The sequence below is a fragment of the Pseudonocardia sp. Ae331_Ps2 genome, assembly GCF_001932405.1.
Taxonomy (GTDB): Bacteria; Actinomycetota; Actinomycetes; order Mycobacteriales; family Pseudonocardiaceae; genus Pseudonocardia.
On the sequence record NZ_MCIM01000001.1, the window covers coordinates 1,649,834 to 1,669,087 of the forward strand.

Consider the following 19,254-nt stretch of genomic DNA (forward strand, 5'->3'; position numbering starts at 1 on the left):
ACGTTCGCACAAACGGTTCGATCAGTTCCACAAACGTGATACAGATCACATCCATTGCTCCATCCGGAGGCCCCTCCTCGGGCACGCGGAGTGGCGAGGGCCACCCCGCCGAGACCCCCGTACTGTCGGGGCGTGACCACCGAGCACCGCCGGCCCGACCCCGCGCTCAGCCACGTCGACGACGCCGGGGCGGCCCGGATGGTCGACGTGTCGGACAAGCAGCCCGGCCGCCGCGCCGCCGTCGCCACCGGGACGGTGCACACCACGGCCGAGGTCGTGCGCCTGCTGGAGACCGACGGCCTCCCCAAGGGCGACGCACTCGCCACCGCCCGCATCGCCGGGATCATGGGAGCCAAGCGCACCCCGGACCTCGTGCCGCTCTGCCACCCCATCGCGATCAGCGGGGTGACACTGGACCTGGCGCCGGCCACCGACGGCGACGCCGGCCGGGTCGCCATCCGCGCCGAGGTCCGCACCACCGACCGCACCGGGGTGGAGATGGAGGCCCTGACCGCGGTCGCCGTCGCCGGGCTCACCCTGCACGACATGATCAAGGCCGTGGACCCGGGCGCCGTGCTCGACGCCGTGCGCGTCGAACGCAAGGAGGGCGGCAAGACCGGCCCGTGGGAGCGCGGGGCATGACCGCCGCACGCGCCGCCCGGGTGGTCACCGCCTCCAACCGCGCCGCGGCGGGCGTCTACACCGACCGCGGCGGGCCACCGATCGTCGCCTGGCTGCGCGAACGCGGCTACGACACCCCGGACCCGGTCGTCGTACCGGACGGGGAGCCGGTCGGGCAGGCGCTGCGGGCCGCCGTCGCCGACGGCGTCGCGGTCGTCGTCACGACCGGGGGCACCGGCATCTCCCCCACCGACGCCACCCCCGAGGTCACCCGGGCCGTGCTCGACCACGAGATCCCGGGCCTGGCCGACGCGATCCGCCGCGCCGGGGAGGAGAAGGTCCCCACCGCCGTGCTCTCCCGTGGCCTGGCCGGGGTCGCGGGCCGCACCCTGATCGTCAACCTGCCCGGCTCCCCGGGCGGGGTGAAGGACGGCCTCGGCGTGCTCGCCGGGGTCCTCGACCACGCGGTCGACCAGCTGCACGGAGGAGACCACCGATGACCGATCCCGCGACCACGCGGACCGCGACGGTCCTGCGTGCGGCCGTCGGCGAGGAGCCGCTCGACGTCGAGGAGCACGCCCGCCTGGTCGAGCACGCCGCCGCCGGCGCGGTCGTCACCTTCGCCGGTGTCGTCCGCGACCACGACGGCGGGAAGTCGGTGCACGGGCTGGAGTACAGCGCGCACCCGACGGCCGCCCGGATCGTCGCCGAGGTCGCCGAGCAGGTGGCCGCGCACTCCCCCGGCGTCCGGGCGCTCGCGGTGAGCCATCGCGTCGGCCCGCTCGACATCGGCGAGGTGGCCCTCGCCTGCGCCGTCGCCGCCGAGCACCGCCGGGAGGCGTTCACCGCCTGCGCCGAGCTCGTCGACGAGGTGAAGCGCCTGCTGCCGGTCTGGAAGCACCAGCGGTTCGCCGACGGTTCCGACGAGTGGGTCAACTCCACCTGAGCCCGGCTGCGCGCCCCGGAACAACGGCGCACCCCCGGAACGACGGAACGGCCCGGGTCCGCCTCCCCACGAGGGGAAGGGGACCCCGGGCCGTCGTCCGCCGGGGCGGGTGCTGGGGACACCGCGCGCCCCGTGCCGTCCGTCCCGGATGGCGGTCCGGGGACGGTCGGCGGGATCAGCCGAGGTTCAGGACCTGACCGACGCTGATCACGTTCACGTTGCCGATGCCGTTCGCGGCGGCCAGCTTCGCCACCGAGGTGCCGTGCGCGGCCGCGATCCGGCTCAGCGTGTCGCCAGCCTTGACAGTGTACCCACCGGCGGCCGGGGCGGCGGCCTTCTTCGGCGCGGACGCGGCGGGGGCCGACGCCTTCACGCGCTTGCTCGTGTCGGCCGAGTAGCCGGTGATGCCCAGCTTCTTCGAGCAGGACGGCCAGGCGCCCCAGCCCTGCGCGGCCAGCACCCGCTCGGCGACCGCGATCTGCTCGGCGCGGCTGGCGTTGGCCGCCGAACCCGAACCACCGAAGGCGGCCCAGGTGGACGGGGAGAACTGCAGCCCGCCGTGGTACCCGTTGCCCGTGTTGATCGACCAGTTGCCGCCGCTCTCGCACTGGGCGAGCTGGTCCCAGACGCTGTCCGGGGCAGCGTTGGCGGTGCCGGCGATCGCAGCCGTCGCACCGACCGCGACGACACCCGCCGCAGCCATGCGCAGGAGACTTCGGCCCTTGGGTCCCTTGGTCATCGTTTCGCTCCCACCGCGCCGGCCCGAGGACACACACACTCCGCACAGGAGGTCCCCTGGGCACAGGTGTGCCCGCCGTGTCGTCGCGGGTGCGTCGATCGGGACCGGGGAGCGACGTCCATGACGTCCGCGGAGGTGGTCTCTCTCGTCCCCGTCCCGTTCCGTTCCTCGACGGACCGGACAGCCGCGGGACGGGGGTGGTTCGGCGCGGCGGGTCCGGATGTGTTGCTCGTTCAGGTGGCCGATCCGGTGGACCGACCGACAGAAAGGTGAATGGGCGGAAAGAATTCGTCAACGAAGGGGCCCGTGAGCGGAATCACTGCAACAAGCGTGTAATTATCAGATTCTCCCTAAACGCACTGGTCAACGACGTCACATCACGGACCTATCACGCGGTCATGAACATTTCTGATTCGGAAGCAACTCGAACCTTCCGGGCCGCTCGTTCGTCCTCAGGGCGAGGTGCTCGACCCGCCCGCGCGGGGAGGAGGGCCCTCCTGCTGTGGCCTCGTTCACCGCTCGTCCTGCATGCTGGTTCGGTGAACGACACCGCACCCGGCCCCGGGAGCCCGGCCGAGCTCGCCGACGCGTTGCGCGCGACCGGCTATCTCGCCGACGACGGTCTCGCGACGGCGGCCTTCCTCGCCCTGCGCATGAACCGTCCGCTCTTCTGCGAGGGCGAGCCGGGGACCGGTAAGACCGCGCTGGCCCAGGCACTGGCCGCCACGCTGAACGCACCGCTCATCCGTCTGCAGTGCCACGACGGCATCGACTCCGGTCAGGCCCTCTACGACTGGGACTTCCCCCGTCAGCTGCTGCACCTGCGCACCCTGGAGGCCGCGAGCGGCCGCGACGGGTTCGACCCCGACACGGTGGAGGCAGGTCTCTACGACGAGCGCTTCCTGCTGGCCCGCCCGATCCTGCAGGCGCTGCGCACCAGCCCGTCGGTGCTGCTCATCGACGAGATCGACCGCGCCGACGACGAGTTCGAGGCCTTCCTGCTGGAGGTCCTCACCGAGCACGCGGTGACCATCCCGGAGCTCGGGGAGGTGCGCGCCGCGACACCGCCGGTCGTCGTCCTCACCTCGAACCGGACCCGGGAGGTGCACGACGCGCTCAAGCGCCGCTGCCTCTACCTCTGGCTGGAGCACCCGAACATCGAACGCGAGATCGAGATCCTGCACAGCAGGCTGCCCGAGGTGCCCGAGCGGCTCGCCGCGTCGGTCGCGCGGGCGGTGCAGAAGCTGCGCCACACCGACCTGATCAAGCCGCCGGGCGTCGCGGAGACCCTGGACTGGGCGCGGGCGCTGCAGCTGATCGGCGCCCGGCACCTGGACCCGGAGTCGGCGGCGCGCACCCTCGGCGCCGTCCTCAAGTACCGGGAGGACGCCGACCAGGTCCACAAGCAGCTCGACACCCTGCTGGCGTCCTGACCCGGCCGCGATGACCGTTCCCCCGAGCCCGTCCCCGGCGGCCCCGCCCCGGCCGCCCGCGGCGGAGCCCACCGGCACCACCGACGAGCTGCTGACCGGATTCGTCGGGTTCACCGAGGTCCTGCGCGCGGCCGGGGTGCCGGTCACCCAGGACCGGGTGACCGCCTACCTGGAGGCGCTCGACACCCTGGACGTGACCGACCGGGACCAGGCGTACTGGGCCGGCCGGCTGACGCTGTGCGCCGACCCCGACGACATCGTCCGGTACGACCTGGCGTTCCCGTCCTGGTTCGAGCCGACCAGCAACCGTCCGTCGAGCAACCGCGACGACCGCCCGCCCGCACCGCCGAAGCTGGCCGCACTGCTGCCGGGCCGCGAGGGCGGGGAGGACGACTCCGACGACGCCGACGGCCCGCAGATCAAGGCCGCCGCGACCGGTGCGGAGATCCTGCGCAACCGCGACGTCGGGGAGCTCTCCCCCGCCGAACGCGAGCACCTGCGCCGGCTGATGACCCTGCTCAGACCGGAGCCGCCGACCCGGGCGTCGCGGCGGCGCAGACGGAACCGGCACGGTGAGGCCGACCCGCAGCGCACGTTGCGCGCGGCGCTGCGCAACCAGGGCGAGATCTTCCGGCTCGCCCGGCGCGACACCTCGCGCCGGCCGCGCAAGGTCGTGCTGCTGATCGACGTGTCCGGCTCGATGGAGCCCTACGCGGACGCGCTCGTGCGCTTCGCCCACGTCGTCGTCCGTCGTTCGCCGCGCTCGGTCGAGGCGTTCACCCTGGGCACCCGGCTCACCCGGATCACCCGTGAGCTGCGGCTGCGCGACCCCGAGCACGCACTGCGCGCCGCGGGAAGAGCCATCCCGGACTGGTCGGGCGGCACCCGGCTGGGCGAGGTGCTGCAGGCCTTCGTCGACCGCTGGGGACGCCGCGGGGCGGCCCGCCGGGCGGTCGTGGTCGTGTTCTCCGACGGCTGGGAGCGCGGTGGCACCGAGCTGCTCGGCACCCAGGCCGAGCAGCTGTCCCGGCTGGCCCATCGGCTCGTCTGGGTCAACCCGCACGCGGGCAAGGACGGCTACGCCCCGGTCCAGGGGGGAATAGTCGCGGCCCTTCCGCACTTGGACGACCTGCTGGCCGGGCACAGCCTGGACACGCTGGAGAAACTGCTCGAGGTGGTGCGCAATGCGTGACGTGATCGACCAGCTCGAAGGCTGGTGGCGCAAGGGTGAGCCGGCCGCGCTCGCGACGGTGGTCGGGACCTTCCGGTCCGCACCGCGCCAGCCGGGGGCCTCGATGCTCGTCGGCCCGGCGGGCGAGGCCGTCGGCTCGGTCTCGGGCGGCTGCGTCGAGGGCGCGGTCTACGAGCTCGGGCAGCAGGTGCTGTCCGAGGAACGACCGGTCCTGCAGCGCTACGGCGTCTCGGACGACGACGCGTTCGCCGTCGGCCTGACCTGCGGCGGCATCCTCGACATCTTCGTTGAGAAGGTGACCCCGGAGACCTACGAGCAGCTCGGCCGCATCGCCGAGGCGATCCGCGACGAGGACCCGGTCGCGGTGGCCACGGTCGTCGCGGGCCCCTCGGAGCTGCTCGGCAAGCGGCTGATCGTCTGGCCGGACAAGACCGAGGGCGGCACCGGATCGGACCGGATCGACGACGCGGTGCGCGACGACGTCCGCGGCCTGCTCGACTCCGGCCGCAACGCGACGCTGACCTACGGCGTCCACGGCGAGCGTCGTGGGGAGGGGCTGCAGATCTTCGTCGAGTCGTTCGCGCCGCCGCCCCGCATGATCGTGTTCGGGGCGATCGACTTCGCCGCCGCGGTGGCGCGGATGGGCAGCTTCCTCGGCTTCCGGGTGACCGTCTGCGACGCCCGGCCGGTGTTCGCGACCGCGAGCCGCTTCCCGGGGGCCAACGAGGTCGTCGTCGAGTGGCCGCACCGCTACCTGCAGACCGAGGCGGACGCGGGCCGGATCGACCAGCGCACCGCACTGTGCGTGCTCACCCACGACCCGAAGTTCGACGTGCCGCTGCTGGAGGTGGCGCTGCGGCTGCCCGAGGTCGGCTACATCGGGGCGATGGGCTCGCGACGCACCCACGACGACCGGCTCGAGCGCCTGCGCGAGCGGGGCGTGACCGAGGCCGAGATCGCGAAGATGTCGTCGCCGATCGGGCTGGATCTGGGCGCCCGCACCCCGGAGGAGACCGCGGTGTCGATCGCCGCGGAGATGATCGCCCAGCACTGGGGCGGCGAGGGCATCCGGCTGGCCGAGCGCGAGGGGCCCATCCACGCCTCCTGACATCCCCCCGCTTTCGGCCAGGTCCGCGGCGTGACGTGCTCGCCGCCGACCTGCGGCTCCGCGCGCCGCCCGCCGATCGAGAGGCCGGGAAAGAGGGGTGTCCCTGTACCGTGGGACACACGCTCGTGACCGAGCCGCCCGCCGTCCGGGGCGGGCCGTCGACCATCACGGAGCAGGAGGAGGGCAGCGTGGTCCTCACCGGTCAGGCAGGCACCGTCGTCCCCGGGCACGGGGCGGACCGCGCCGTGCCGCGGGAGACGGTGCTGGTGCTCGACGGCGAGACCGGCGGCGCCGGTGCCGAGGAGGGGTACACGGTCCGCGCGGCGCAGTGCCCGCGGGAGCCGCGACCGCGGCTGTCGAAGTTCCACGCGCCGGAGATCGTGTTCGGGCCCGACTCGCTGCCCGAGACCGCCCACGCCGCGCTGCGTCTCGGGGCGCGGCGCCCGTTCGTCGTCACCGACCCGGGGGTGACCGAGGCCGGGTGGCCCGCCGAGCTCCTGCGCCACCTGCGCGCCGCCGGTCTGCGGCCCCAGCTGTGGAACGAGATCACCCCGAACCCGAAGGACCACGAGATCCAGGCCGGGTTCGAGCGCTACGAGAGTTCCGGCTGTGACGTGGTGATCGGCATCGGCGGGGGCTCGGTGATCGACGCCGCGAAGGGCGTCGCCCTGCTCGCGGCCAACGGCGGCACGATCCTCGACTACGAGGGCATCGACCGCATCGCCAACCCGATCCCTCCACTGGTGATGGTGCCGTCGACCTCGGGCACCGGCGCCGACGTCTCCCAGTTCTGCATCATCACCGACACCGAGCGCCTCACCAAGATCACGATCATGGGCCGCGCCCTGGTCCCGGACGTCTCGGTGATCGACCCGCGGCTGCTCGTCACCATGCCGGACTGGCTCAACGCCGCGACCGGCCTGGACGCGCTGACCCACGGCATCGAGGCGTTCGTGTCGCTGGCCCACGGCCCGCTGACCGACACCCACGCGCTGCACGCCGTCGCACTCGTCCACGCCAACCTGCCGACCACGATGATCCGCCGCCACGACGACGGCCCCCGCTCCGCGATGGCGCAGGCCGCGCTCGAGGCGGGCCTGGCGTTCACGAACGCGATCCTCGGCGCCACGCACGCCATGAGCCATCAGGTCGGCGGCATGCTCGACCTGCCGCACGGCCTGATCAACGGCGTGCTGCTGCCGCACGTGATCCGGTTCAACGGCTCGGCCTCCGACGCCGACGCGGCGCGCTTCGTCCCGATCGCCCAGGCCATGGGGCTGCCCGCCCGGCCCGGGATGCCCGGCGACGAGGCCGTGGACATGGTCGCGACCGAGGTCCGCAAGCTGGCCGACGAGGTCGGCGTCCCGACCGGGCTCGCCGCCATCGGGGTGCGCGAGGCCGACGTCCCGCGACTGTCCCGGCTCACCCTCGGCGACGCCTGTCTGACCACCAACCCGCGCACGGCGAGCGTGGAGCAGATCGAGGACCTGTTCCGGGAGGCGCTGTGACGCCGTCGCGGAGGCCCACGCGGTGACCGCCGCCGCCCGCTTCCCGCGCCGCCGCACACCCGCCCCGTCCTCGTCGCCGGCCGCCGCGGGTCGGGCCCGGCCCGACCTCGACCAGCTCACCGGCCTGCGGACGGGCAAGCCGTCGTTCTACTCGGAGTACCGCGAGGGGGCCGAACGGCTGCGCCGGGTCATCGTCGCGCTGGACCGGATCTCCGCCGCGCTGGTCCGCACTATGGAGGGCTCCGAGGCGCTGGTCCGCGCGGTCGCCGACGCGGCGGCCGACCACCTGTCCGCGGACTGGGTGGTGCTCGGGCTCGTCGACGGCGAGCTGCCCGACGCCGCGCCGCGGCACGTCGTCCTCGGGCCGGACGGCGTCGAGTGGGCCGACCTGGCGTCGGTGCCCGAGCGCGTGCGCCGGCACGTGGAACGGCTGCACGCCGGCGACGGCCACCACGACCACGACGACCACCAGCACCAGCACCACGACGACCGGCATCACGACGACCAGCGCCCCCGGCACCTGCACGTCCCGATCCGGCTCGACGGCCGCACCGTGGGCGGGTTCGTCGCGTGGACGCCGCCGGAACGCCACATCGACGACACCGACCATTCGGTGCTGCGCATCCTGGCCGGTCAGACGGCGTCGGCGCTGCAGAACTGCGCGCTGCTGGAGCGGGCCGAGCGACTGCACGCGCGCACCGCGGCCCAGGCCGAGGACCTGCGTGTCCGCAACGACGAGCTGATGCTCACCCAGCAGGCGCTCGGCGCGGCACGCCAGCGGGAGGTCCTCGACAACGAGCGGCACCGCATCGCCCGCGAGCTGCACGACAGCGTCACCCAGTACGCGCTGTCGGCCGGGATGCACATCGAGCTGTGCCGGTCGGAGATCACCGATCCGGACCTGCTCCAGCACCTCGACACCGCCAAGGACCTGACCCGGCGGGCCGTCGAGCAGCTGCGGTCGGCGATCTACGCGCTCAACGACGACGACCACGCCGACAAGGACCTGCCGTCGATGCTGCGCCAGCTGTCCACCGTGCACATGCCCGACGAGCTGCGGGTGGAGGTGACGATCGGCGGGGCCCCGGTGCCGCTGCCGCACGAGCACGAGCAGTCGCTGTTCCGGATCGCCGGCGAGGCGCTGTTCAACACGGCGATGCACGCCTCGGCGTCGCGGGCGGTGGTGCGGCTGGCCTACGCCGGCGGTCGCGTCCGCCTGTTGATCTCCGACGACGGCGGCGCCTCCCCCGAGCAGATCCGCCGCACGCTGCGTGCGGCGTCGGTCCGCGGCCCCTCCGGGGAGCACCGCGGCCTCGTGAACATGGACGCCCGCGCCCGCGAGATGGGTGGGACCCTGCGGTTCCGCCGCTCGCGGATCGGTGGGCTGCAGGTGCAGGTGGACGTCCCGATCGGGACGCCGGGGCAGGAGGAGCTCGGATGAGCAGCGGCACACGGACCGCCCCGGGAGGCCCCGGGGCCGCACCGGCACCCACCGCGCCCGCCGACGGCAGGGCGGGACTCGGCACCCGTCGCGGCCCCGGCCACGACGGTGTGCCTCCTGGCCCCGGGCAAGGCGGTTCCGGACTCGGCCGCTCCGGGCAGGGCGGCTCCGCGGGTAGCGCTGTCGTGCCCGGGCAGGGCGGCTCCGTCGGCAGCGCTGTCGCGCCCGGGCAGGGCGGATCCGGACAGGGCGCTGGGAATCCGCCGGGTGGTGGGGTGCACGGGGCCGGCGGGACCGCCGCGACCCGCACCGGCCCTGGTCCCGGCTCCGGCTCCGGCTCCGGCTCCACGAGCGTCGCGGCACCGCCGATCCGGATCGTGCTGGTCGATGACCACTCGATCATGCGGCAGGGGCTGCGCGCGGTTCTGGAGCGCGAGGACGACCTGCGCATCGTCGGCGAAGCCGGCAGCGCTCCGGAGGCGTTCGCCGCCGTCGCGGCCGGCCGGCCTCAGGTGGTGCTGCTCGACCTCAAGCTGGCGTCCGGCCCGCAGACCGACGGTCTCGAGGTCTGCCGCAGGCTGTGCGCCGACCACCCCGGCATCGGGGTGCTGGTGCTGACGACCTTCGCCGAGGACCGTCTCGTCGTCGAGTCGGTGCAGGCGGGTGCCCGCGGCTACGTGGTGAAGGACGTCGACACCACCGAACTCGTCCGCGCCATCCGCGCGGTGTCCCGCGGGGAGAGCGCGTTCGACGCCCGGTCGGCATCGGCGATGGTGCGGTCGCTCTCCGGCGGGATGCCCGACCGGGAACGACTGACCGACCGCGAGCTCGACGTGCTGCGCCTGCTGGCTCGGGGGCTGTCCAACCGCGCGATCGGCGCCGAGCTGTTCATCTCCGAGACGACGGTCAAGTTCCACGTCGGCAACCTGATGCGCAAGCTGATGGTGTCGCGCCGCGCCGAGGCGGTCTACGCAGCCACCAAGCTCGGCCTCCTCTGACACCACCCACCCCCCGCCGCCGCCCCTCGCCCGACACCGCGGCACGGCGGCACGGCGGCACGGCGGCACGGCGGCACGGCGGCACGGCGGCACGGCGCGAGGATGTGCGTTCCGCGGAACGCGGTCTGACTTTTCGACGGCCGTCACGGGGCGGTCGGCAGCGCGATCGGTCAAGATCGGAGCGCCGGTCGGACCGGTCGACCACCGCCCCGATCGCGTTCCGCGGAACGCGGTCCTGGTCCTGGCCCTGGCCCTGGCCCTGGCCCTGGTCGACCGTTGGGTCGGCAGGGCCGACGGGTCCCGTTCCGCTTCGTCGACCTCTCGGCATCCCGACCAGCAGCCGCGTTCCGCGGAACGCGATCGTCCCAGGCCCCGTCCTCCGCCGGGCTCGAAACTGTCGGACCCACCCGGCACACTCGTCTCGAACACACGTTCGACGAAGGAGAGTGTCGTGCCCCTGCCCGCCTCGACGACCACGACCACGCCGGCCGGTGAGCTGAGCCTGCCGGACCTCGAGTCCGAGCTCCTCGGTCTCGCCGGCCACATCGCCGCCGCCGAGTGCCGCTTCCTGCGACTGCTCGCCGAGTTCGACGACCGCGGCGGCTGGTGCGGGGTCGGCGTCCGGTCCTGCGCCCACTGGCTGACCTGGCGGGCAGGGATGAGCCTGCGCACCGCGACCGAGCACCTGCGCGTCGCGCACGCGCTGACCCGGCTGCCCCGGATCACCGAGGCGTTCGCGGCCGGCCGGATCTCCTACTCCAAGGTCCGGGCCGTCACCCGCCTCGTCGGCGCGGAGGACGCGGTCCTCGACCGCGTCACCGCCCCGTCCCCGATGGGTCCCGCCACAGAGCCGCTCCGGGACCCCGGCAGCGACCCCGACGCCGACGCCGACCCGGGAGTGCATGCCGGCTCCGGCGTGCCGGACGCCGAGAGGGCGGAGGAGACCACCACGCCGCCCGCCGACAGCGGCGACACGGTTACGCACGACGACACGGCGAGCGAAGCGGCGGTCGTCGTTGTCGCTCCGGAGCCGCAGGGTGACGCCGGGGCTGTCGCCCTTCTCGGTGCCGCGGCCGGGCCCGACGCCGAGCAGGTGCTCCTGGACCTCGCCCTGGGCGGGACCGCGAGCCATGTCGAGACCGTCGTCCGCGCGGTGCGTCGACGCTGCGCGCCGCCGAGCGACGTCGCCGCCCGGCGCGGGTGAGCTGGCACCACGACGTCGACGGATCCCTGGTCGTACGAGCCCGGCTCACTCCCGAGAACGGCGCCCTCCTGATCGCCGCGATCGAGGCCGGGGTCGCCGCAGCGCTCCCGACTCCCGCCGGCCCGACCGACAGCGACAGCGACGATCCGGCCGCACGCGAGGGGCGGCGGGCGGGATGGGGCGGGGTCGATCCCCACGAACAGGCCCGCCGCACGGAAGAGCAGGCACCGGGCGCGGTCGTCGACTCGCTGGCGGCCCGGCGGGCCGACGCTCTGGTGGACCTGGTCGTCCGCGGGCCCGGCGCGGCCGGCGCCGCGGTGGTGGAGCGGGGCTCGGCGCGGGTGACGGTCGTCGTCGACGCAGGGACCGGCACCGCACGCCTCGCCGGTGGGCCTGAGATCGCCGCGAGCACCGCCGAGCGCCTTGCCTGCGACGCCCGGGCCCAGGTGCTGCTGAGCGATCGCACCGGGAACCGGATGTACCTCGGTCGGAGCAGGCGACTGGCGAGCCCGGCACAGATCGCCGCCCTGACCGCCGACGGTGGCGGCTCCTGCCGGTTCCCGGGGTGCCACCACACCCGTCACCTCCATGCTCACCACGTCCGTCACTGGCTGCGGGGCGGGCCGACGGACGTCGACAACCTGGTCCTGCTCTGCTCGTTCCACCACCGTCTCGTGCACGACGACGGGTACCTGGTCCTGCGCCCGCCCGGTGAGGGCTGGTTGTTCCACCGGCCCGACGGCAGCCCTGTCGAGGCGACGGGCAGACCGCTGGACGGCAGCGCCGAGTCCCTCGTCGAACGGAACACGCGGGCCCGACTGCGGATCGATCGCAGCACCCTCACCCCTGACTGGTACGGCGATCGCCTCGACCCCGAGCCGATCCTCGACGCCCTGCTCCCGCCCGGCACGACGGCCACCGCCGTGGCCTGAACCCGCAGGCACTCCGCCGGACAACCGGAGAGGAATACAGACACAGGTACGGCCGGGGAGCCGACCCGGACCGCGGCGCACCGAGCCTGCGGGAGCCCGGTGCAGACACCGGCGCGCGAGGGCGCGGAAGCCGCATGTGCGAGGGGCTGGACGGCGGCCGCACAAAGTTGTCGCCGGACCGCGTTCCGCGGAACGCGGCGCCGGAAGCCACGCCCGGTCGAGGAGCGCGGTGACGATCTCGCCGAGGCCGTGGTTCCACTCGGGGGTCACGGTCACGGTCGCGGTCGGGGGCGTCGGGGCTCCGGGCGTGCAGCGGGGCACGTCGTCCCAGGAGGCGCGGCCGAGGGCGAGCGAGCGGTCCACCGGCCCGGCGGCGCACGGGCAGGCCGCGACGACGACCGGTTTCCGGCCTCGGGGGACAGGGCCGGCGGGCAGGACCGGTAGACAGGACCGATGCGCTGGTACGCCGAACGCCCCGACCGGATCGCCCGACAGGTCGTCGCCGACCTCGTCGCCGTGCTGTGGACGGTCCTCGCCGTCACCGCCGGCGTGGCCGTGCACGACGGGTTGTCCGCGCTGCGTGGGCCCGGTGACTCGCTGGTCGTCGCGGGCGGTCGGGTCTCCGACGCCTTCACCGGGGTCGCCGGAGCGGTCGGTGCGGTCCCGTTCATCGGGTCCGACCTGGCCCGCGCGCTGGATCCGGCCGCGGGGGCGGGCACAGAGCTCGTCGCCGCGGGGCGGCAGTTCGGGGGCGCCGTCGACGCTCTCGCGACCGGGGCGCTGGTCGTCGTCCCGCTGGTGATGCTGCTGCCGGTGCTGCTCGGCTGGCTCCCGCTGCGACTGCGCTACGCCCGGCGGGCCGGCGCCGCCGTCGCCGCGCGCGCCGCCGCCCCGGATCTACTGGCCCTGCGGGCGCTGTCGCGGGTGCCGGTGTCGCGGCTGGTCCGGGTCGCGCCGGACCCGGCGGCTGCGTGGCGGTCCGGGGACCCCGCCGTCGTGGCGGCGTTGGCCGCGCTGGAACTGTCCGACCTCGGCCTGCACACCCGCGTCCACGACCGGCCGACGACAGGGCGATGACCGGCGGCTGAAGAAGCGGGGACAGAGCTGGCGACACGCCGGCAGATCGACGGCAGCGTGACGAGACGGCGGCGTGGCGAGACCGGCCGTGTCGAGGCGGCAGGACGGCGGGCGACACGGCAGGGCGGCGACACGGCTGCGGTGCCGGCCGCGGCGCCGGGAGAACCACGGAGCGGGGTGCGACGCTGTCGACCATGCCGCTGTTCGCCCTGGAGGGCCTCTCCCCCACCGTGCACCCGGACGCCTTCGTCGCCCCGACCGCGACGCTCGTCGGGGACGTGCGCGTCGAGGAGGGTGCCTCGATCTGGTACAACGCCGTGCTGCGCGCCGACCTGGGGCCCATCGTCGTGCGTGCCGGCGCCAACGTGCAGGACGGGTCGGTGCTCCACGGCGGCGACGACCCGGTCACCGAGATCGGCGAGGGCGCCACGATCGGGCACCTGTGCGTGGTGCACGGTGCCGTGATCGGGGCGCGGGCGGTCGTCGGGAACGGCAGCACCGTGCAGGACGGTGCCCGGATCGGCGAGGGTGCGATGGTCGCCGCCGGGTCGACGGTCACGCCGAACTCCGAGCTGCCCGCCGACCGGCTGATGCTCGGCTCCGCGGCGAAGGAGCGCGGCGAGCTGACCGAGCAGGCCCGCTGGTGGGTGCGGACCAACCCGGACTTCTACCGCGCCCTGGCCCGGCGGCACGCCGACGGCGTCACCCCCGCCTGAGCCGCCCCCGCGCGTTCCGCGGAACGCTCCGGGCCCTCAGCCCTCGACGTCGGGCGAGCTCGCCTGGGCCCGGTAGCGGCGCGGGATCCGGCCGGCGTGCCGGGCGTCCCACCCCGCCTCCACGCCCCGTCGCATCGCGCGCGCCATCCGCTCCGGGTCGGCGGCGCGGGTGACGGCGGTGGCGAGCAGGACGGCGTCGCAGCCCAGCTCCATCGCCAGCGCGGCCTCCGAGGCGGTGCCGATCCCGGCGTCGAGCACGACCGGCACGCCCGCGGCGGCCACGATCATCTCGATGTTGTGCGGGTTGCGGATGCCGAGCCCGGTGCCGATCGGGGAGCCGAGCGGCATCACCGCGGCGCACCCGACCTGCTCCAGGCGACGGGCGAGGATCGGGTCGTCGTTGGTGTAGGGCAGCACGGTGAAGCCGTCGTCGACGAGCTGCTCGGCGGCGTCGAGGAGCTCGACCGGGTCGGGCAGCAGGGTCGTGTCGTCCGCGACGACCTCCAGCTTCACCAGGTCGGTCTCCAGCGCCTCGCGGGCCATCCGCGCCGTGAGCACCGCCTCGGCCGCGGTGCGGCAGCCCGCGGTGTTCGGCAGCACCGCGATCCCGAGGCGGCGCAGCAGGTCCAGCAGCCCGGTCCCGCCCGCGACGTCGACCCGGCGCAGCGCCACCGTGGTCAGCTCGGTGCCGGACGCGACCAGCGCCCGCTCCAGGATCTCCAGGTTCGCCGCCCCGCCGGTGCCCATCACCAGCCGCGAGTCGAAGAGGTGGTCGCCGAAGGCGAGCTTGTCGGTCTGCACAGCCATGCTCATCCTCCTTGCACCGCGGTCAGGACCTCCACGCGCGCGCCGACGCCGGGACGGTGCCCGGCCCACGACGTGCGCGGCACGACCTCCCCGTCGACGGCGACGGCGATCCCCCGCTCCGGCAGCCCGGCCTCGGCCAGGATCCGGGCGAGGTCGGCGTCGGCGTCGACCTCGCGGTGCTCGCCGTTCAGCACGATCAACATCAGTGGTTCCCCTCCTCGCGCACCCCGGCGGCGGCCGGGACGAACCGTCGCGGGTCCGCGGCGCGGACCGCTTCGGGCACGTCGTCGCCGCGCAGCAGCGCCGCCACGGCCACCGCGGTCACCGGCACCAGCAGCATCCCGTTGCGGCCGTGCCCGGTGGCGACGATCAGCCCGTCGGGCCCGGTCCGCCCGATCAGCGGCAGGTTGTCCCGGCTGCCGGGCCGCAGCCCGGCGGCGGTCTCGGTGAGCGCGTACTCGGCGATCCCGGGCAGGATCCGCTCGGCGTCGCGCAGCAGGTCGCGCACCCCGCCGACGGTGACGTCGGTGTCGAAGCCGTTCTCCGCCGTCGTCGCGCCGACGACGAGGTCGCCGTACCCGGGCAGCGTCCGCGGCACGGCGTAGACCGCCCGCCCGTCGACGAGCGCCCGCACCGTCCGCGACGGCGGCGGCAGCGCCCCGGCGCGCCGGGTCAGCCGCAGGATCTCGCCCTTCACCGGGCGCACCAGCCCGTCGAGCACCGGGTGCAGCGACGACGAGTGCGCCCCCGCGGCGACGACGACCGCGTCCGCCGCGACCGTGGCCCCGTCCGCGAGGCGCACGCCGGTGACGCGGGCGCCGTCGTCGAGCACGCGCGCGACCCCCCGGTCGGAGACCACGACCCCGGCCCGCTCCGCCGCGGTCGCCAGTGCGGCGAGCAACCGCCGGTTGTCCACCGAGGGGTCGTCGGGCACCGACAGGCCGCCGCGGACCTCGGGGCCCAGCGCGGGTTCGAGCCGGCGCAGCTCGCGGCCGGTCAGCCGGCGCACGTCGCGGCCGAGGGACTCCAGGTAGTCCGCGAGCGCGGTCAGCTCGGCGCGGTCGCCCGACCCGGTCGCGGCGACGACGGTGCCCTCCGGGTGCAGCCCGGCGTCGGTGCCGGCGTCGGCGGACAGGGCCGCGGCGAACTCCGGCCAGCGGGCGACCGAGTCCAGCCCGAGGGCGAGCAGGTCCTCCTCACCGGGCCAGGCCTCGGTGACCGGGGCGAGCATCCCGCCGGCCACCCAGGACGCGCCGCGACCGGGGGCCGGGTCGAACACGGTCACCGACCAGCCGTCGCGGGCCGCCGCGCGGGCGAGGGACAGGCCGACCGCGCCCGCCCCCGCGACGACCAGCCGTCCGGCACTCGCGCTCATCGGATCCACCTCACTCCCTGCGCCGGCATGACCCGGATCAGGTTCGACGGTCGGGACCGCGTCGCGGGTCCCCTCTCAGCCCGCTGCCCGGGCTCCCGTGGTTCGTCGTCGTCCGGGGCACAGGCTACGCCGTAGCCTGCGAGCCGTGTCCGACACTGATACCCGCCCCGGCACCCGCGACACCCGTCGCGCCCGGCTCGACGCCCTCACCGACGCCCGCCTCTACCTGTGCACCGACGCCCGCACTGCGCGTGGTGACCTGGCGGAGTTCGCCGACGCCGCGCTCGCCGGCGGGGTCGACATCGTCCAGCTGCGGGACAAGGGCGGGCCCGACGGACCGCTGGAGGCACGCGCCGAGCTCGCCGCCCTGGAGGTGCTCGCCGACGCCTGCCGCCGGCACGGCGCGCTGCTCGCGGTGAACGACCGCGCCGACGTCGCGCTCGCCGCGGGCGCCGACGTGCTCCACCTCGGCCAGGACGACCTGCCGGTGCCGTGGGCACGCCGGGTCGTCGGCGACGACGTGCTCGTCGGCCGGTCCTCGCACAGCCCCGAGGAGACCCTGACCGCCGCCGACGAGGACGGCGTGGACTACTTCTGCGTCGGTCCCTGCTGGCCCACCCCGACCAAGCCGGGACGCCCGGCGCCCGGCCTGGACCTGGTCCGCACGGTCGCCGGGCGCGCCCCGGCGCGGCCGTGGTTCGCGATCGGGGGCATCGACGGCGACCGACTGGACGAGGTCCTCGACGCCGGCGCCGACCGGATCGTCGTGGTCCGGGCGATCACCGAGGCCGAGGACCCGCGTGCGGCCGCGGCGGCGCTGCGGGCCCGGCTGGTCTGAGGCCCGACCGCGTCGATCCCGCGACGCCGGCTGACGGCGCCGCGGGACGCCGGTCAGTTCTGCGTGCCCGAGCCCTGGTCGCCCGAGTTCTGGCCGCCGGAGTTCTGGCCGCCGGAGTTCTGGCCGCCGGAGTTCTGGCCGCCGGAGTTCTGGCCGCCGGAATCCTGCCCGGAGCCCGGCTGCTGGGTCGGCAGGACCCGGTTCAGCCCGTCCTGCAGCGGGTTCGACGAGCCCGAGCCGTCCTGACCGGAGTCCCGGTCGCGGGTGCTGGTCGTCGACTCCGACGTGCTGGTCCCCGACTCCTCGGTGGAGGTCGAGCTCGACGACGACGTCGACGAGTCGCCCCCGGAGCCCTCGCCCCGGTCGTTCTCCTGCTGGGCCGGAGGCGCACCGCCGCGGACGACGTTGCTCACCGAGGTGCCGGAGGAGCCGGACAGCGACGAGCCCTTCACGAACTCGATGCCGGAGATCAGGAACATCGACACGGCGAAGGTGACGACGCCGAGCACCGCGGACACGACGACCGTCTTGCGGGTGACCCGCACCCGGCGGAACCGGCCGTGGCCCGTTCCGGCGGCGCGGGTGGTGCCGCCGGGCGTCTGCCACGGGTCCAGGAGCACCGTCTCCTCGCCGGTGGGCCCGGCGATGCTGCGGCCGGCGCCGTCCTGCGCGGCGGCCGCGGTGCCCTCGGCGACGCCCTTGCCCCGCCGGGTCGCCTTCTCCTTCAGCTCGAGGGCCTTGTCCTTGCTGACCTCGAGCGAGCGCGTGAACAGCGTGGTGGCCAGCGTCGAGATGATCGAGCCGAGCGCCGCGCCGATCACCGTGCCGACCGCGCCGAGGAACGAGCCGAGCACTGCCGTGACGATCGCAGCCCCGGCGCCGGCCGCGATCTTCGTCGGGCTGAGGTCGGCCTTGAGCCCGCTCGCCTTCGTGGTGTCCGACGAAGCGTCCCCGGAGCCGTCACCGGACCCGCCGGAGCCCCCGGACCCACCGGGACCGTTCGGTCCGCCCCCGACCGGCCCCACCGGACCGCCGGGACCGGCCGCGCGGGTCGTGTCCGACGCGGGCGGCAGCACCCGGGTGCGCGGACGCCCGCCGGGCGGCGTCCCGACAGGCACGCCCGGCCCTGGCACGACCGGGCTCACCGGACGGGCGCCGGGCGGGGTCTGCGTGGTCCGGCCGCGGGTGATGTCCGACGGCGGCTGCGGGCCCCGTCCACCGTGCGTACGGGACGGGTGCGCCGTGCGCTGCCGGGGCAGCCGCGGGGCGTCGGGAGAGGCCACCGGACGACCGGTGCCGGGTCGGGGAGCGGACGACTGGGCGGGGGGACGGGCCGGGCCGGGGACGCCACGGGGGGCGTCGCCGGAGCCGGGCTCCGGGGGGCGCTGGTGTGGCATGGCTCCTTGCAGTGATCGTCGGTGCAGGCGGATCGCCGCCGGGGGAACGTCCGGGGACGCAGCGACTGCGCCGGACGATCACCCGATGTGGTGACCTTCACACGATCGCGCAAAGATCACGGGAAGATCACGATTCTACCGTCACCGGTTGTCGGACAGCGTCACCGGGGGTGACGAATGCCCGGGTGATCGGCCGGCAGCGCCGTACGCAGCAACGGCCACGACACGAGCACGCTCAGCCCGACCAGCAGCGGGCTCAGCACCGTCCGCGCGACGCCCAGCAGCACCACCTGGTCGGCCGCCCACAACGGGAGGAACACCGACAGCCGCACGACGTACTGCGCCACCCACGCCCAGGACGCCCGCTGGTACCCGCGCAGCAGGTCCGGGTCGCGCCGCCACCGGGTCCGCTGCCCCAGCAGTCCGCCGACCACCACCCCCAGCAGCGGCCAGCGCACCACGATCGAGATCGCCCAGGCCAGGGCGCTGCCGACGTTGGACACGATCTGGACCAGGAAGAAGTCCGACGCGCGCCCGGTGATCAGCGCGATCGCGGCCGCGACGACGACCCCGGCCAGCCCGAACAGCACCGCGCGCGGCCGCCGCCCCCGGTACAGCCGCCATGCGGCCACCCCGGCCCCGGCGACGATCGCCGCGCCGGCGCCCCAGTTGATCGGGAACAGCGACCCCGCGGCGTTCGCCGCCACCCAGGCGAGCACGAACGCGACGACCGGGACCGAGGCGTCGACGGCACCGGCCCGGCCGCCGAGCAGCTCGGCCAGCCGCGGGTCCTCCCGGGGCGCGGTGCGGGAAGCGGGATCGGGTGTCACCTGACTAAGGGTGCCCTATCTCGGGCCGCAGGTCGACGGATCCGATTGGCGTACGGGCCCGGAGAGGGTGATCATCGCTGTAACGCCGCACG

The 19,254-nt window shown here is 75.0% G+C and carries 20 protein-coding genes and 1 riboswitch; of the genes, 14 read left to right on the forward strand and 6 right to left on the reverse strand.

Going from position 1 to position 19,254, the window contains the following annotated elements; translation table 11 throughout:
• Positions 1–132: 132 nt before the first annotated feature.
• Genes moaC through Ae331Ps2_RS07770 form a run of 3 tightly spaced genes read left to right on the forward strand, consistent with a single transcriptional unit; the run spans position 133 to position 1,567 of the window.
• Positions 133–642 (forward strand): cyclic pyranopterin monophosphate synthase MoaC, encoded by a 510-nt coding sequence (moaC, locus tag Ae331Ps2_RS07760; RefSeq protein WP_075309812.1) that lies wholly within the window; start codon positions 133–135, stop codon positions 640–642.
• A complete protein-coding gene (locus Ae331Ps2_RS07765) occupies positions 639–1,121 on the forward strand; it encodes a molybdenum cofactor biosynthesis protein B (protein ID WP_075309810.1) in 483 nt (160 codons plus the stop codon). Before moaC ends, Ae331Ps2_RS07765 begins: the two co-directional genes overlap by 4 nt.
• On the forward strand, positions 1,118–1,567 hold the full coding sequence (locus tag Ae331Ps2_RS07770; RefSeq protein ID WP_020623617.1) for a molybdenum cofactor biosynthesis protein MoaE: 450 nt from the start codon (positions 1,118–1,120) through the stop codon (positions 1,565–1,567). The genes Ae331Ps2_RS07765 and Ae331Ps2_RS07770 overlap by 4 nt, the downstream gene beginning before the upstream one ends.
• Before the next feature lie 175 nt (positions 1,568–1,742).
• Here Ae331Ps2_RS07770 and Ae331Ps2_RS07775 read toward each other — a convergent pair whose 3' ends face one another.
• Positions 1,743–2,270, reverse strand: a complete 528-nt coding sequence (locus tag Ae331Ps2_RS07775; RefSeq protein WP_249265217.1) for a transglycosylase family protein — start codon at positions 2,268–2,270, stop codon at positions 1,743–1,745.
• 575 nt (positions 2,271–2,845) lie between these two features.
• Here Ae331Ps2_RS07775 and Ae331Ps2_RS07780 point away from each other — a divergent pair.
• The 10 genes from Ae331Ps2_RS07780 (at position 2,846) to Ae331Ps2_RS07825 (ending at position 13,915) form a co-directional block, all read left to right on the forward strand.
• The gene (locus Ae331Ps2_RS07780; RefSeq protein WP_075309806.1) at positions 2,846–3,739 is read left to right on the forward strand and encodes a MoxR family ATPase; all 894 of its coding nucleotides are present in this window, start codon (positions 2,846–2,848) and stop codon (positions 3,737–3,739) included.
• A 10-nt stretch (positions 3,740–3,749) separates the two neighbouring features.
• Positions 3,750–4,931 carry a VWA domain-containing protein gene (locus tag Ae331Ps2_RS07785; RefSeq protein WP_083695329.1) on the forward strand — a complete coding sequence of 394 codons (1,182 nt, stop codon included), beginning with the start codon at positions 3,750–3,752 and terminating at the stop codon, positions 4,929–4,931.
• Positions 4,924–6,039, forward strand: coding sequence for an XdhC/CoxI family protein (locus Ae331Ps2_RS07790; RefSeq protein WP_020623613.1), 1,116 nt, complete (start codon positions 4,924–4,926; stop codon positions 6,037–6,039). The genes Ae331Ps2_RS07785 and Ae331Ps2_RS07790 overlap by 8 nt, the downstream gene beginning before the upstream one ends.
• Positions 6,040–6,164: 125 nt before the next feature.
• Positions 6,165–7,547: an iron-containing alcohol dehydrogenase gene (locus Ae331Ps2_RS07795; RefSeq protein WP_233147674.1), complete on the forward strand. Its 1,383-nt coding sequence runs from the start codon at positions 6,165–6,167 to the stop codon at positions 7,545–7,547.
• 22 nt (positions 7,548–7,569) lie between these two features.
• Positions 7,570–8,988 carry a GAF domain-containing sensor histidine kinase gene (locus tag Ae331Ps2_RS07800; RefSeq protein WP_083695331.1) on the forward strand — a complete coding sequence of 473 codons (1,419 nt, stop codon included), beginning with the start codon at positions 7,570–7,572 and terminating at the stop codon, positions 8,986–8,988.
• Between the two features lie 368 nt (positions 8,989–9,356).
• Entirely contained in the window at positions 9,357–9,986 is a 630-nt protein-coding gene (locus Ae331Ps2_RS07805) for a response regulator transcription factor (RefSeq protein WP_060715030.1), read from the forward strand.
• A gap of 451 nt (positions 9,987–10,437) precedes the next feature.
• Positions 10,438–11,190 (forward strand): DUF222 domain-containing protein, encoded by a 753-nt coding sequence (locus Ae331Ps2_RS07810; RefSeq protein WP_075309804.1) that lies wholly within the window; start codon positions 10,438–10,440, stop codon positions 11,188–11,190.
• Positions 11,187–12,122: an HNH endonuclease signature motif containing protein gene (locus Ae331Ps2_RS33100; RefSeq protein ID WP_075309802.1), complete on the forward strand. Its 936-nt coding sequence runs from the start codon at positions 11,187–11,189 to the stop codon at positions 12,120–12,122. Before Ae331Ps2_RS07810 ends, Ae331Ps2_RS33100 begins: the two co-directional genes overlap by 4 nt.
• Positions 12,123–12,575: 453 nt before the next feature.
• On the forward strand, positions 12,576–13,199 hold the full coding sequence (locus Ae331Ps2_RS07820) for a hypothetical protein (RefSeq protein WP_075309800.1): 624 nt from the start codon (positions 12,576–12,578) through the stop codon (positions 13,197–13,199).
• A 194-nt stretch (positions 13,200–13,393) separates the two neighbouring features.
• Complete coding sequence (locus Ae331Ps2_RS07825) at positions 13,394–13,915, forward strand: gamma carbonic anhydrase family protein (protein ID WP_075309798.1); 522 nt, start codon at positions 13,394–13,396, stop codon at positions 13,913–13,915.
• A 36-nt stretch (positions 13,916–13,951) separates the two neighbouring features.
• Here the strand turns inward: Ae331Ps2_RS07825 and Ae331Ps2_RS07830 are convergent, their stop codons facing one another.
• The 3 genes from Ae331Ps2_RS07830 to thiO all read right to left on the reverse strand — a co-directional run bounded on the left by Ae331Ps2_RS07830 (position 13,952) and on the right by thiO (position 16,097).
• Positions 13,952–14,722 (reverse strand): thiazole synthase, encoded by a 771-nt coding sequence (locus tag Ae331Ps2_RS07830; protein ID WP_043277356.1) that lies wholly within the window; start codon positions 14,720–14,722, stop codon positions 13,952–13,954.
• A 2-nt stretch (positions 14,723–14,724) separates the two neighbouring features.
• Complete coding sequence (thiS, locus tag Ae331Ps2_RS07835) at positions 14,725–14,925, reverse strand: sulfur carrier protein ThiS (protein WP_075309794.1); 201 nt, start codon at positions 14,923–14,925, stop codon at positions 14,725–14,727.
• Complete coding sequence (gene thiO, locus Ae331Ps2_RS07840; protein ID WP_075309792.1) at positions 14,925–16,097, reverse strand: glycine oxidase ThiO; 1,173 nt, start codon at positions 16,095–16,097, stop codon at positions 14,925–14,927. Before thiO ends, thiS begins: the two co-directional genes overlap by 1 nt.
• Positions 16,094–16,203, reverse strand: a riboswitch (TPP riboswitch). (Overlaps the previous gene by 4 nt.)
• Positions 16,204–16,242: 39 nt before the next feature.
• Here thiO and thiE point away from each other — a divergent pair.
• On the forward strand, positions 16,243–16,935 hold the full coding sequence (thiE, locus tag Ae331Ps2_RS07845; protein ID WP_075309790.1) for a thiamine phosphate synthase: 693 nt from the start codon (positions 16,243–16,245) through the stop codon (positions 16,933–16,935).
• Positions 16,936–16,988: 53 nt separating this feature from the next.
• Here the strand turns inward: thiE and Ae331Ps2_RS07850 are convergent, their stop codons facing one another.
• Both Ae331Ps2_RS07850 and Ae331Ps2_RS07855 read right to left on the reverse strand, forming a co-directional pair.
• Complete coding sequence (locus Ae331Ps2_RS07850) at positions 16,989–18,053, reverse strand: hypothetical protein (protein WP_175582024.1); 1,065 nt, start codon at positions 18,051–18,053, stop codon at positions 16,989–16,991.
• A 440-nt stretch (positions 18,054–18,493) separates the two neighbouring features.
• Positions 18,494–19,162, reverse strand: coding sequence for a DUF3159 domain-containing protein (locus Ae331Ps2_RS07855; protein WP_020625163.1), 669 nt, complete (start codon positions 19,160–19,162; stop codon positions 18,494–18,496).
• Positions 19,163–19,254 lie beyond the last annotated feature (92 nt).